We start from the raw sequence: 14161 nt of genomic DNA, 5'->3' as shown, positions 1-14161 counted from the left end.
TGTATGGATTGAACAAAATAAAGTACAATTTTTAGCCTTATTTGGTATTCCAGATTTCCCAAGCCTTTTCTGCTTGTAACTGCAACATTTTCAGTCCGTTGCAAATAGTGGCTTCCATTTTCTCACCTTCCTTTAAAAATGCAGTCTTTTCGGGGTTATATATAAGATCGAACAAAAAGTGTCTTTCGCTGAGAAATTGATAAGGTATTGAAGGTTTTTCTTCAATATCGGGAAAAGTACCCAATGGTGTACAGTTCACGATAAAGTTGTGGGTTTCAATCGTTTCTTTATCTAACTCTTCATAGCTAAAATGGTTGTCTTTTTTGGTTCGTGAAACGTAGGAATATGATATGCCAAGTTCCTTCAAAACAAAACTTATGGCTTTTGATGCTCCTCCAGTTCCGAGAATAAGTGCTTTAGTGTGGTGCTTTTTTAAATAGGGCTCTATCGATTTTTGAAACCCATAAAAGTCTGTGTTAAATCCTTTTAAACCATTTTCTGTAATCTTTATGGTATTCACGGCCCCAATTTGTTTTGCCGTACCATCCAGTTCCGTTAAAAAGGGAATTACCTGTTCTTTGTAGGGTATGGTAACATTTAAACCTCTTAGTGTATTTTGATCTAAAAGTGTTTTGAAATTGGAAATGTTAGGAAGATCAAAGTTTTCATAACTATGGTCATCTAGCTTTAATTCCTTGAATTTTTGCGTAAAATGGCCTTTGGAAAAAGAATAGGATATATCCTTACCCAGTAGTCCGTACCTGTTCTCTTTCTTTTCTGTTTTTTCCATACCAATCCAAAATCAATAATACTAAAATACCCAAGACTACAAAAAGAATGGCCCACCATGTCTCTGGATTTCCCAAATTGGGGAAATAGCGTTCGTAATTGAGCACGATTTTATCCCCGTTGGAATCGAACAGTACATTGCCCAATACATCTGTTTTATAAATGGTTCGTTTCCAAGGCCACACTACACCTAACGAGCCTGTAATAAAACCTACGATTACCGCTGTGGAGATTTCTTTATAGTGTTTAAGAAGATAACTGAGCAAGTGAGAGAAGGTTACTAAACCTGTTGCAGAACCAAGGGTAAAGATTCCCAATATCTTAAGTGTATGCATGCGCTCTGGGTTGTCCATAAAACTTAAGTCTCCAGAAAACACTTCGGAAATTGTATCATAGAGCGCATTCACCGAATCGACTAACAAAAGCACATAGTTTCCAAATAAGATTAAAATGAAAGAGCCGGAAAGCCCGGGCAACGTCATACCCGAAACACTTATAATACCACAGAAAAATATAAAGAAAAGGTTATCGTTCTCGGTAGCTGGGTTTAGAAAACTAATGGAAATGCCAATCGCTAAACCAATGATTCCGGCAGTTATGGTTCGTTTATTCCAATGGTCAAAGTCTTTGGAAATATAGTAAATGGAGCCTAAGATCATCCCAAAGAAGGCAGCCCATACAAAGAGTTCATTTTTTTCTAAAAAAAAGTCCAATACCCTAGAAATGCTAAAGTAACTTACCAGCATTCCAAAAATCAGCAATAGGAGAAATTGGCCGTTGGTGTATTGGTAGAAACTCTTAAACCTACCATTTAAAAGCAACTTTAAAGCCTTGGAATTAATTTTTTGCAGCGAATAAATAAATTCTTCATAAAACCCGCCCACAAAGGCAACAATTCCCCCCGAAACACCGGGAACTTTGTTTGCTGTTCCCATACAAAGGCCCTTTATGATCAAGAAAATATTATCCAGTAATGTTCTAGTCTGATGCATACAGAAGTCTACCCTTATTTTTTGGAAGCAAATCTTTCCAAGATAAAAATAAGCGAAAAACCTGTTATAGCTAAGATTAAGGCAAGTATTAGTTGGTTATCTCCTTCAAATGCCCATGGCCACACATTCATATCATCTATGACTATGGTCTTATCGCCAAAAGTTCTGGTTTCCAATACTTTTTTCCAAGGCCAAATTTTGTTTAAAGACCCTAGTATAAAGCCTGTTAACAGGGCCAAAGTGATATTTTTATAGTGATTGAACATCCATTTTAAGATTCGAGCAAAACTTAAGAGCCCAAAAATGGCACCCAAACCTACTGTAATTACGATTTTTATATCTTTTTCATGAACAGCATCAAGAATCGTTTTGTACGAACCCAATAGAACAAGAATAAAAGCACCGGATATACCTGGTAATATCATGGCACACACCGCTAAAGCACCAGATAGAAAGAGATAGGGAAGACTGCTCACATTCTCATTGGGGGGAAGTTCTGTAATAAAAAATGCCAGAACGGCACCTATTAGGAAAATACTTATTGTACCAAAATTCCATTTGGTAATTTCTTTCCCAACAAAGAATATACTTGCAAATACAAGTCCGAAAAAGAACGACCATAATAATATGGGCTTATTTTCCAATAGCCAACTAAGGAATTTGGCCAATGAAACCACACTGATAAAAATACCTAGGAAAAGTGCCAATAAAAAATTACCGTTGGCCTCATTCCAAAAAGTCTTTAATCCTTCTTTTCTTAGCGTTTTAAAGAGCGAAAGGCTTATACCGTTAATAGAACTTATCAGCTCTTCATAAATACCGGAAATAAAAGCTATCGTGCCTCCTGACACCCCTGGTACTACGTCGGCAGCACCCATTGCCATTCCCTTTAACGCTATAAACACGTAATCTATTAATTGACGAACTTTCATGAACTATGTTAAGATAAGGGAATCCTTAAATTAGGTAGACGTTTTTTTGATTTCGGAGACTAAGGTCCGTAACCATGATATCTCGTTAAATTCAGGAAACTCTTCTTCGAACAAGGGTAATTTTTCGGTATCCATCTGAATGGCATGTGTCAATTTTTCCTTTGCAAGCAGAATTTCATTGTTTTTTAAGTAAATGCCCGCAAGCTTGTATGCAAGTTCCGCGCTTTCTGGATAAAATTCAATACCCTGCACCAAAACCTGAATGGAGGAACTGTAGTCTTTTATTTTTTTTAGGACATCTGCCCAGTTCTGCCAAGTATCGTGTTCATAATTGCCCAGATCGACAGCTTGCTTGTAGGCAAAATCAGCTTCATCAAAATTGTTCAGCGCAAAATATATTTTTGCACACTTTTTCCAGTACAAAGGATTTTCACCATCAATATTGATAGCCTTATTGATGTAGTACAAGGCTTTTTCATAATTCTCCAACTTAAAATGAAAATTGGTTATAGCAAGCCAGCCTTTATCAAGTAAAGGGTCTTCGTGGACCGTGCTGTAGTAGTAGTATTTGGCGAGATCATTGTTGCCCAATTTTTCATGACACTTTCCTATTCTAAGGTAAGCATGTGAGGTTGGATCTTCTATGGAAATCGTAGTCTCATAATTCTCAATGGCCTCATTGAGCCTTCCAAGCTTTTCCAAAACCTTTCCTTTTTCAAAATAGGCACCTATGAACGAATCATCGGATATAATAGCAAAATCATAAGCTGTCAGGGCTTCCTTGTACATTTCCATGGCATAGTACATCTTGCCCAATTGATGCCAAGCTACCTCACAATAAGGATTACGTTCTAAATAGGTATTTAGATACAGAATTGCACCATCAAAGTCTTCCAAAAATTCAAAACAATAAATAACATTGTAGAGTGAGGAATAGTCACTGTCATCAAAGTCCACACATCTCATAAAGCTGCGTTTGGCCTTTTCAAAGTCATCTAAAAAAAGATATTCCATTCCCAGAAGTGAGTGGATGTCAAAACTGTCATCGGTTAGGTGCAAAGCTTCCATAAGAAGATTAACGGCCTCTTGGTGATTGTCCTGTTTTGATTGTATATTGGCGCGTTGGATGTAAATCTCTTCGTTGTTGGAATTGATATTCTGAAGTTCGTCCAATAGCCTTTCCGCTTCTTCATATCGGTCTTCAAAGACCAAGACTTCAACACGGAGTAATTTTAATTCCGATGAGTTAGGGTGTTGTTCCAAACCAATCTGTATGGCTTTTTTGCCCAATGAAACTTTGCCATTGTTCAAATAGTGGTGAATGATTTCCTCAAAGTCCTCAGCATCGAAAAAATAGACGTCATCCGTCTTAAGCATAGACTCAAACTTACTAATCGATTTGTCTGGGTGTTCGTTAGGATTTGATGCCATAGAAGGTATATTGGTTACACTATGGACTTAAAATTAGCCCTTTGCCTTTATCTTTAAGTCCGCATTTTGGGTATGTTATCAACAAATTAGTTAACAGCTGTTGGTTTGTATGCCTTTAAAATCGCCATTATTTTGTCGCATCCTTCTGTTATTTCTTTCATGGAAATCGTTAAAGGTGGCGAAATACGTACTGCTCTGGGTTCAAAAAGCAACCAGAAAAGGATAAGCCTTTCTTTGGCCGCTGTCAACACTAAATGGTTGGCGATTTTTTCGTCCTCAAATAGCAAAGCAAGCATTAAACCTTTACCCCGTATCTTTTTAATCAAAGGGTGTACCAAAAGGGAACGGAACAGTTTTTCTTTCGCTAATGTCTCTTGAATGAGGCGATTTTCAGTTAGTTCCCTTAATGTTGCCAAGCTGGCAGCTGCGATTACTGGATTTCCGCCAAATGTGGTAATATGTCCAAGCTTTGGAGCGTCTTGTAAGGTATCCATCAGTTCTTTTGAGGCAATAAAAGCTCCAACCGGTAATCCTGAGGCCATACCCTTACCCACGACCAAAATATCGGGTATACAATTAAAATGTTCAAATGCAAAGAGTTTCCCTGTTCTTCCGAATCCGGGTTGTATCTCGTCCAAAATCAATAGTGCCCCAACTTCATTGCAACGTTGTCTTACTTGCTCTAGATATCCGTTTTCTGGCAATATAAAGCCAGCTCCCCCCTGAATGGTCTCTAGGATGACCGCTGCTGTTTTTTCAGTGATTTCCTCTAAATCTTTCTGTCTATTAAACACAATAAAGTTGACATCTGGGATTAGGGGTCTAAATGCACTTTTACGTTCCTCAAAACCCATAATGCTCAAACTTCCCATAGTGTTGCCATGATAGGCATGATGGGCGGCTATGAACTGGGAACGACCGGTAAACCTTCTAGCTAATTTTAAAGCGCCTTCTATGGCTTCCGTACCAGAATTGACCAAATAGGTTGTTTTAAGGTTTTCAGGAAGGTGTGAAGCCAAGAGCTTTGTGTATTCCACTGCTGGTTGCTGTACATACTCTCCATATACCATGACATGCATGTACTTTTCAGTTTGTTCTTTTATGGCATTAACGACACTGGGATTACAATGTCCAAGGCTGCAAGCTGAAACACCAGCTACAAAATCTAAGTGTGCATTACCTTGCGAATCATAAATGTAACTGCCAAGAGCGTGAGAAACTTCTAGCCCAAGCGGGTATGGGGTAGTCTGGGTTTGGTATGTGTAAAAATCATCTTTGAGCATCAGGGTTTCTGTACCTTTTTAGCCGTAATCTGTTTAGGCTTTGTGCCTTTCGAGTTTGGAATATTGTTAATTGGGTCGTTTTCATTTTTACTACGTTCCTGTTCCTCCGCATCAATATCTATTGGATTTTCAATACCACGTATGGGAACAAGTTCTATATTGTTGTCATCCTCATCAAAAATATCGTCCTTACTTAAAATACGTTCATCCCCACGCCAAACGAATCCCTTTAGTTTTCTACTCTCTAAGGGTAGATCTTTATCAGGAAAAATATCGCCATCCGGATTCACAAAAAAGGTGATATCCTCTATGTCATTGTTTGCCATTAGCAATCGTATCTTACTGCAAATGGTTTTATCGATACCGATTAACTCATCGTCATCATTGTACATGTAATAAATTACTTCGGTGTTTTTTACCAAGTCAATGATTTTAAGTTCGTTTTCGATGAATTTTCCAAACAGATCTTTCCCTTTTGCTTGATTGTAACCAGCTTTACCAATAGTATCAAAGGAAATGATAAAAGCATTTTCCAGTACTTTGAGCGAATCCAATTTTTCGGTCTCCAAATCTGAAATTAAATGAATACTATCTCCGGTTATCTGATTTTCAACATTCCACATGATGGGGTTCCGTATTAATTGGGTAATCCCTGTTTTTTCTTCGGAATGGATGGAATCGCATTTACCGCTTAAATCCGTTTTATAGAATTTTGCATTTCTAAAAGCCCTAAGAATGCGACTTTCTGCCTTACCGGTCACCATTAAGGTGTCTCCGTGCATGTACAAGGAGTCTTGTTCTACCAAGCTTACTGAAACGGCTCTTTTTGTGGCAAAAACAGAATCCTTGGCCTTAAAAACCTCTGCATAATGGGCTCGAATGACCCCATCGTTTATAGTATCGGTAATTTGAATGTTATTGGTGGCCGATGCGAATTCAGAAGTCTTGTCAAAATAGAGACTGTCGCCCACTATTATCTTGTTATTATAATCAATCCTTGTATTCTTGATGCCGTAGCCTTGTTCAATTTTAGTATCATAAAAACCACGCTCACAATAAATTTTATATTCTTCTCCTGTAATCGTAGAAGGACCGTACATGTAGGCGTTTTTTGAAACACGGTAATAGTCCAATTGTTCGGAGTCTATGATGTACTCGGGATTGTCGATATGGACATCACTTTTAAACTGTACTTTTTTCAACTCGGTAAAATACGTACCTATTTTACTCGTCAGTACATTGACGGAATCTACAACCTTGCCCCCAGAGTTATAATACGAAACTTGTTTTTCGCGATCAAAGTACAAGGTATCCGTGGTCAAGGTCATTTTACCATCTGTCAGGTCTACACTTTCCCATGCTTTGGCTAAACTCGTATCTCCGTTCCAGTCCAGTTTTGCACTGTTCATTTCTATGGAATCCCCTTGCTGTAACCGCACATTGCCAATAGCTCTAAGCCTATTTTCCTGAGAGTAAAAAATAGCGATATCGCACCATAGGTCAGCACCTTTATGCTCAAATTGAACTTGTCGTTGATCATCTTTGCTAAATATGGAAGCTCCAGGAAATTGTGCCTCATCTTTGGTGAAATTTGCACCGTAGACAATGTTTATTTGCTTACTTTCTGGTGTATTTTCTTGTTCTTGTGCATTGCCCACATAGAGGCAAAATGTAAAAAGAGCTATTAAAATTCTTTTCAATACATTGAATTTTGTCCAAAAGTATGATTTTTAAGGAAAGCAGTAAAAATGATTTAGAAAGGTTTGGGAAAACTCATCGATGTATAGTCTGCAGCCTGTCTGGCCCAACCGATACTATTTTAATGGGTACATTCAATTCCTTCTCTAAAAATGAAATATAATCGTTCAGAGCGGGTGGAAGCTCTTCCGCTTTGGTTAGTTTGGTCAAATCTTTTGACCAACCTTTCACCTCCTTATAAACCGGGACTATATTTTCGCTTTCGATATTATAGGGCAGGTGCTCAATTTCCTCACCTTTGTACTTATAAGCAGTACATACCTTTAAATTTTTAAATCCGCTCAGTACATCTGCTTTCATCATCATCAACTCAGTTACACCATTGACTTGCACTGCATATTTTAGGGCGACCAAATCTAACCATCCGCACCTTCTTGGTCTTCCTGTAGTCGCACCGAACTCATTTCCAACACGACCCATTGTCTCACCGTCCTCATCAAATAGTTCGGTAGGGAAGGGGCCACTACCAACTCTTGTGGTATATGCCTTAAAAATTCCCAAAACGCGACCAATTTTATTTGGGGCTACTCCCAGGCCGGTACACGCTCCTGCCGCTGTTGTGTTGGATGATGTAACAAAGGGATACGTTCCAAAATCAATATCCAATAAGGAACCTTGTGCTCCTTCTGCCAATATTCTTTTACCTTCTTTTTGAGCTTGAAAAATGTATTCTTCGCTGTCTATGAATCGCAATTGCTTTAGCGTAGCGATTCCTTCGTGAAACTCAGCTTCAAGCTCTTTAAGGTCATATTGGATATCCACATTGTAGAATCCTATCATGGCCTCATGTTTATCTGCCAGTATACGGTATTTTGCTTCCCAATTATCAAATTCCAAATCACCGACACGCATGCCGTTTCTCCCCGTTTTATCCATATAGGTAGGGCCTATTCCTTTTAATGTGGACCCAATCTTGGCTTTTCCTTTTGCGGCCTCTGATGCAGCATCCAGTAAGCGATGTGTTGGTAGAATAAGATGTGCCTTTCTGGAGATAAAAAGCTTGGAAATAATATCAATTTCAAACTTTTCTAGATTGTCCAATTCCTTTTTGAAAATAACCGGGTCTATGACCACTCCGTTACCCACTACATTTACAGCATTTTTATGGAAAATCCCAGAGGGGATGGTATGTAGAACATGTTTTATGCCATCAAACTCCAAAGTATGCCCTGCATTGGGACCACCTTGAAATCTGGCAATAATATCATAATCTTTGGTAAGTACATCAACAATTTTTCCTTTTCCTTCGTCTCCCCATTGGAGTCCAAGCAATAAATCTACCATGAAATGTGTTGGTTATTCGGTTAGGTTTTCTTCTTTGTTTCGTGTTCCGTAGAAATACAGGGAGTGGTTACTGATTTTAATGTCAAAAACCTCTTCTATTGTCTTTTTAATGGATTGGATTCTAGGGTCACAGAACTCTACCACTTCTCCCGTATCTGTAAGTATGACATGATCATGTTGACGGTCAAAATAGGATTTTTCGTATTGTGCCTGATTTTTTCCAAATTGATGTTTTCGCACTAACTTACAATCCAACAAAAGCTCAATCGTATTATATAATGTGGCACGGCTTACCCTATAATTTTTTGTTTTCATTTTGATGTAAAGGGATTCTACATCAAAATGGTCATCGCTATTATAGATTTCCTGTAAAATTGCATAGCGTTCTGGTGTTTTGCGATGCCCATTATCCTCTAAAAAAGAAGTGAATACATTTTTTACAATTTCCTGATTTTTGTTGTTCCCCATAGCTTTCTGACCTAAACTAAAGGACAAAGGTACAGCTAAAAATTAAATTCTGGTGACTTTGTCTATGCCCTCTATCTGCTTTAAATTGTTGACCAACTTTTTTAAGATGGCATTGTTTTTTACGACCAATGTAATCTTGCCCGTAAACGTTCCGCCATCAGCAGAAAAATTTAAATTTCGCATGTTTACGTGCATATTGTCCGATATAATATTGGTAATTTCATTTACAAGTCCCAAATTGTCGATTCCTGTAATATTAATATCTGCCTTAAAGTCTTCTTGGGTCGAATCTATCCATTTGGCCGTCATGATTCTGTAGGCGTAGTTGGATTGCAGGGAAATCGCATTGGGGCAATTTTTCTTGTGCACCTTTATACCATCGCTTACACTTAAAAAACCAAAAACATCATCCCCTGGAATAGGATTGCAACACTGCGAAAGCTTATAGCTTAATTTTTCCTCTTCCTTGCCAAAAACAAGCATGTCATACGTAGTGGTAATCTCTTCCTTATCAATATCCTTGGGAGTAGGATTTCGTCTGATTCTGTTTTTAAAGAAGTTTAAGAATGCATTGTGATATGACGATGCAAATTCCTTGATTCGTTCATTATCTATAACACCAATACCTACGCGATAGAATAAATCTAGGCTGGTCTTTAATTTAAAATAAGTGACCAGCTTATTGACCGTATCCTCGTTAAGCGTTATTTTTTGCGACTTAAGTTTTCTACGAAGGATTTCTTTACCATCTGCTGCAACACTTTTTTTCTCCTCGCCAAGCGATGATTTGATTTTTGAGCGTGCCCGTGCCGTATGTGCATAATCCAACCAACTTTGATTGGGCTTGGCACTTTCCGAAGTAATAATTTCAACTTGGTCACCGCTGCGTAGCTCTGACCCTAAGGGGACCAACTTTCCATTGACTCTAGCCCCTCTGGTTTTCATGCCTATCTCAGTGTGAATGTGAAAAGCAAAATCCAAAGGTGTAGCTCCTTTGGGCATGGACTTTAATTCTCCCTTGGGCGTAAATACAAAAATCTCTTTTGAATAGAGATTGAGCTTAAATTCCTCTACAAAATCAACGGCATTGTTGTTTGAAGTCTCTAATGCTTCCTGTAAACGGTTTAACCAATCTTCTATACCTTGTTCTTTCTGTTCGCCATGTTTGTATTTAAAATGGGCTGCATATCCCTTTTCTGCAATCTCGTGCATACGTTCGCTGCGTATTTGCACCTCTACCCATTTTCCCTTGGGTCCCATAACGGTAATGTGCAAGGCTTCATAGCCTGTAGATTTTGGCGATGTAATCCAATCCCGCAAACGAATGGGGTTTGGCGTAAAATGATCCGTTACGATAGAATAGATTTTCCAAGCTAAAAACTTTTCATTTTTTCTATCCGATTTGTAAATGATACGCAGGGCAAATTTGTCGTACACCTCATCAAAAGAAACATTTTGTACCTTCATTTTTCTTCTGATGGAAAAAATGGATTTCATCCTTCCTTTGATGTCGTAATTCAGTCCTTCTTTATCCAGTGAAGTCCTTATAACATTGGAAAAATCTTCGATGTAAGCCAATTGTTCTTCCTCGGTATCTTCAATTTTTGCCTGTATATCTTGGTATACTTCTGGCTCCGTATATTTTAAGCTGAGGTCCTCTAAATGTGTTTTTATATTGTAAAGCCCTATTCGATGGGCCAATGGTGCATAAATGTATAAGGTTTCCGAAGCTATCTTCACTTGTTTGTGCTCGGGCATGGAATCCATGGTGAGCATGTTGTGGTACCTATCCGCAATTTTGATAATGATAACCCGTACATCATCATGCAAGGTCAACAGCATTTTTCTAAAGTTCTCTGCTTGCTGACTTACATCCTTATCCTTTTTTAAGTGTGATATTTTTGTGAGGCCGTCAACGATACGGGCAACGGTTTCACCAAACATACGCTCTATATCCGCGAGTGTGTAAGGCGTATCTTCCACGACATCGTGAAGCAAAGCAGAAGCTATGGAAACGGCATCCAAACCAATTTCCGAGGCTACTATCTTTGCCACGGCGATTGGATGAAAAATATAAGCCTCACCAGATTTTCTACGCTGGTCTTTATGTGCATCAACGGCCACGTCAAAAGCTGAGCGTATTAATTTCTTGTCCTCCGAAGTCAAGTTTTGATAGCTTATCCGGAGCAATTCTTTGTATTGCTTCGCAATTTGCTTGTTCTCTTTTTCTATAGCAGCTTCCGTCATATTATATTAAAGTTACCATAATCTTCAAACGTAAACAACAAAAATTATGCCTTTAGGTTTCTAATGCGTTCAACAAGAGGTGGATGGGAGTAGTGTACAAAAACGTAGGCAGGGTGCGGGGTTAAATTGCTCAAACTGTTTTTTGATAATTTTTTCAATGAGGTTACCAAAGGCATGGCAGCAAACGTATTTTTGGCATAATCGTCCGCTTGAAACTCAAACCTTCTGGATAGGTAGTTCATGGCCAATCCAGTAATCTCAGAAATGGGGCTGTACAATAACACAAAACCGACCAAGCCAGCATGAAAACTAGCTGTGTTTACCCCTATGGCCAAGGATACTTCTGGAATATTGATGAAAAGAGAAAGGATAAAAAGTGTAAAACCAGTTAACCCTAGAGAGACTATCAAGTTAAAAATGATGTGTTTTCTTTTGTAATGTCCGACTTCATGCGCTAAGACCGCAACAATTTCATCTTCGCTCAAATCATTGATGAGGGTATCGAACAATGTAATTCGTTTTTCCTTCCCAAAACCGGAAAAGTAAGCATTGGCCTTGGTCGATCTTTTTGAGCCGTCAATCACAAAAATATTATTAAGCTCAAAACCAACTTTTTTGGCATAGTTCTCGATTGCATTTTTTAGACTTCCTTCCGCAAGCGGAGTCTGCTTGTTAAATAGAGGAACTATTAACCTGCTGTAAAAAAGGTTCATGAACAAAATCACAACACCGATCATGATCCAAGCGTAGATCCAAAAATTTGGCCCTGTCCATTGATAGAACAATATAAAGAGTGAGAGCACACCTCCACCAAAAATTATAGTAATCAAGAGTCCTTTGATCTTATCAAACAAAAACAATTTTTTGGAGGTTTTATTAAAACCATAGCGTTCCTCGATAACAAAAGTCTGGTAATATGAAAAAGGAATCCCTAGAAAGGTGCTTCCCAACATAATGATTCCAAAAAATAGCAGTGCCATAGGGATTGTATCGGTAGTAACAGAACGCGTTAACGTATCTATCCATTCAAAGCCTCCAAAGAATAAAAAACAAAGGGTGAGTATCAAGGAGAAACCATCAGAAAATAAACTGAACTGGTAATTGGCATTCTTGTATTGTTGCGATTTATGGTATTCCTTGTCGTCATAGACATCGCTTAATTCTGAAGGCACTTTGGTTCTAAAATGTTTTGCATTGAGATACTCCAATAATTGATGAATCAAATATTGAATCACTAGAATACCTATAATAATGTAGAACAGAGTAGTTTTTTCCATAGGCTATAGTCCACGTTGCCGCTTGGCTTCAAATATAAGTATTGCTGCCGATACGGAAACATTCATAGAATCGATTTCACCCTGCATCGGGATTATTAGGTTTTGGTCGGAATTCTGAAGCCAAGCTTCTGTTAATCCGGTAGCTTCGGTGCCAACAACAATTGCGGTAGCTGCATTGAAAGTACAATCCAAGTAGTTTTTAGATGCACTTAGCACAGCACAATATATTTTAATTTTGTTCTCCTTTAAAAAATGGATAACCTCTTCTGTAGTTCCACTACCAATTTGGTTTGTGAACAAACATCCAACACTAGAGCGCACAATATTGGGATTATATAGGTCGGATTTAGGATTGGCAATTAAAACAGCATCTACGGCAGCTGCATCTGCGGTTCGTAATAATGCACCTATGTTTCCTGGTTTTTCAGGTGCTTCAGCTACGAGGATTAAAGGATTGTCGGTTTTAAATTGAATTTGGGAAAGGCCATGTGATTTTCCTTTGGCAATGGCCAAAATACCTTCTGTTTTTTCCCTATAAGCTATTTTCTCATAAACAGGTTTGGATAGTTGTACAATCTCAATTTTTTGTTTTTTGGAGTAGGCGGAAATATTAAAATTGGTCCGGACTTCGGGGCAGAAAAGTATTGTCTTCAGAAGATAGTCCCCTTTAAGTGCAAGTTCAATTTCTCGCTGTCCTTCTATTATAAAAAATCCAGTTTTTTTTCGTTCACGGGATTTTTCCTTTAGCAGCAATACCTTTTTAATCAATGGGTTCTGGGTACTGCTAATCAATTTAGTTTCCATCACACTTCAAAAATACGTATTCTTGTAATCTTCAACAGTTTTTTCCGACAAAGCGACAAACTAAATAATATGAACAAAGTAATTATCCTGCTGCTCGCAATTGCCATTGGCGCCTGTAAGCCTGCTCCAAAAAAAGAGGAAGCAAAAACAAGTCCTCAAGAAGAAAGCCTTGAACCTAAAAAAGCATTTCCAGAGGCCTTGGAAAAAGTTTTTGCTGCCCATGGGGGGTTGGAAACCTGGAATAGACACAGAACACTGTCTTATGATTTGCCAAAAAAAGATTTTACAGAGACACATACCATAGATTTATGGTCACGAAAAGATAGGGTGGATATCGATAAGTTTTCTCTTGGTTTTGATGGAAAAGAAGTTTGGCTTTTAGATACTGAAAATGAATATAAAGGCGATGCCGGTTTTTACCATAACCTGATGTTCTATTTTTATGCAATGCCTTTTGTCCTTGCCGATGATGGTATCATTTACTCGGAGACAGAAGACCTGGTCTATGAGGGCAAAAACTATCCTGGCATACGAATTTCTTATGAATCTGGTGTGGGTGCGTCTTCCAAAGATGAATATTTTATCCATTATAATCCTGATAACCATCAAATGGCTTGGTTGGGATACACTGTGACCTACAGGTCTGGTGAAGCTTCTGATAACGTAAAATGGATTAGATATGACGATTGGCAAACCCTACATGGTCTTACTTTACCAAAATCAATTACATGGCATAGTGTCGAAGAAGGTAAAATCCTAGATGCCAGAAGCACGGTCGCTTTTGAAAATGTAATGGTGGATACTAATTCAAAATCAGAAGATTTTTACGCAAAACCTGAAGCTGCAAAATTTGTTGAGGTGAAGAAAAATTAATATTTGGGTTTAGTTTGGTTTCA

12 protein-coding genes are annotated in these 14161 nt (G+C 38.2%); 1 reads left to right on the top strand and 11 read right to left on the bottom strand.

Annotated features, from left to right (window positions below; all coding sequences use genetic code 11):
* Nucleotides 1–37: 37 nt before the first annotated feature.
* From KIM67_RS03685 to KIM67_RS03635, 11 genes are all read right to left on the bottom strand, one after another.
* Nucleotides 38–790, bottom strand: a complete 753-nt coding sequence (locus KIM67_RS03685) for a shikimate dehydrogenase (RefSeq protein WP_213830015.1) — start codon at nt 788–790, stop codon at nt 38–40.
* Nucleotides 744–1781, bottom strand: coding sequence for a DUF368 domain-containing protein (locus KIM67_RS03680; protein WP_213830014.1), 1038 nt, complete (start codon nt 1779–1781; stop codon nt 744–746). Before KIM67_RS03680 ends, KIM67_RS03685 begins: the two co-directional genes overlap by 47 nt.
* A gap of 14 nt (nt 1782–1795) precedes the next feature.
* Entirely contained in the window at nt 1796–2713 is a 918-nt protein-coding gene (locus tag KIM67_RS03675) for a DUF368 domain-containing protein (protein ID WP_213830013.1), read from the bottom strand.
* A gap of 30 nt (nt 2714–2743) precedes the next feature.
* A complete protein-coding gene (locus tag KIM67_RS03670) occupies nt 2744–4144 on the bottom strand; it encodes a tetratricopeptide repeat protein (protein WP_213830012.1) in 1401 nt (466 codons plus the stop codon).
* Nucleotides 4145–4230: 86 nt separating this feature from the next.
* Entirely contained in the window at nt 4231–5427 is a 1197-nt protein-coding gene (locus tag KIM67_RS03665; RefSeq protein WP_213830011.1) for an aspartate aminotransferase family protein, read from the bottom strand.
* Complete coding sequence (locus tag KIM67_RS03660; protein WP_213830010.1) at nt 5427–7127, bottom strand: OstA-like protein; 1701 nt, start codon at nt 7125–7127, stop codon at nt 5427–5429. Before KIM67_RS03660 ends, KIM67_RS03665 begins: the two co-directional genes overlap by 1 nt.
* A 73-nt stretch (nt 7128–7200) precedes the next feature.
* Nucleotides 7201–8469 carry an adenylosuccinate synthase gene (locus tag KIM67_RS03655; protein ID WP_213830009.1) on the bottom strand — a complete coding sequence of 423 codons (1269 nt, stop codon included), beginning with the start codon at nt 8467–8469 and terminating at the stop codon, nt 7201–7203.
* Nucleotides 8470–8481: 12 nt separating this feature from the next.
* Nucleotides 8482–8937, bottom strand: a complete 456-nt coding sequence (locus KIM67_RS03650) for a Fur family transcriptional regulator (RefSeq protein ID WP_213830008.1) — start codon at nt 8935–8937, stop codon at nt 8482–8484.
* Between the two features lie 42 nt (nt 8938–8979).
* Nucleotides 8980–11184, bottom strand: coding sequence for a bifunctional (p)ppGpp synthetase/guanosine-3',5'-bis(diphosphate) 3'-pyrophosphohydrolase (locus tag KIM67_RS03645; RefSeq protein ID WP_163418311.1), 2205 nt, complete (start codon nt 11182–11184; stop codon nt 8980–8982).
* 44 nt (nt 11185–11228) lie between these two features.
* Nucleotides 11229–12461: a M48 family metallopeptidase gene (locus KIM67_RS03640; protein ID WP_213830007.1), complete on the bottom strand. Its 1233-nt coding sequence runs from the start codon at nt 12459–12461 to the stop codon at nt 11229–11231.
* A gap of 3 nt (nt 12462–12464) precedes the next feature.
* Entirely contained in the window at nt 12465–13265 is an 801-nt protein-coding gene (locus tag KIM67_RS03635) for an RNA methyltransferase (protein WP_213830006.1), read from the bottom strand.
* Between the two features lie 69 nt (nt 13266–13334).
* On the opposite strand from KIM67_RS03635, the gene KIM67_RS03630 reads away from it, so the two are divergent.
* Nucleotides 13335–14138 carry a DUF6503 family protein gene (locus KIM67_RS03630; RefSeq protein ID WP_213830005.1) on the top strand — a complete coding sequence of 268 codons (804 nt, stop codon included), beginning with the start codon at nt 13335–13337 and terminating at the stop codon, nt 14136–14138.
* The last annotated feature ends 23 nt before the right edge of the window (nt 14139–14161 follow it).

Source organism: Flagellimonas sp. 389 (assembly GCF_018449435.1).
Lineage (GTDB): Bacteria > Bacteroidota > Bacteroidia > Flavobacteriales > Flavobacteriaceae > Flagellimonas.
Note: the sequence above shows the minus strand (reverse complement) of the source record. Positions and strands in the feature narration are given on the sequence as shown.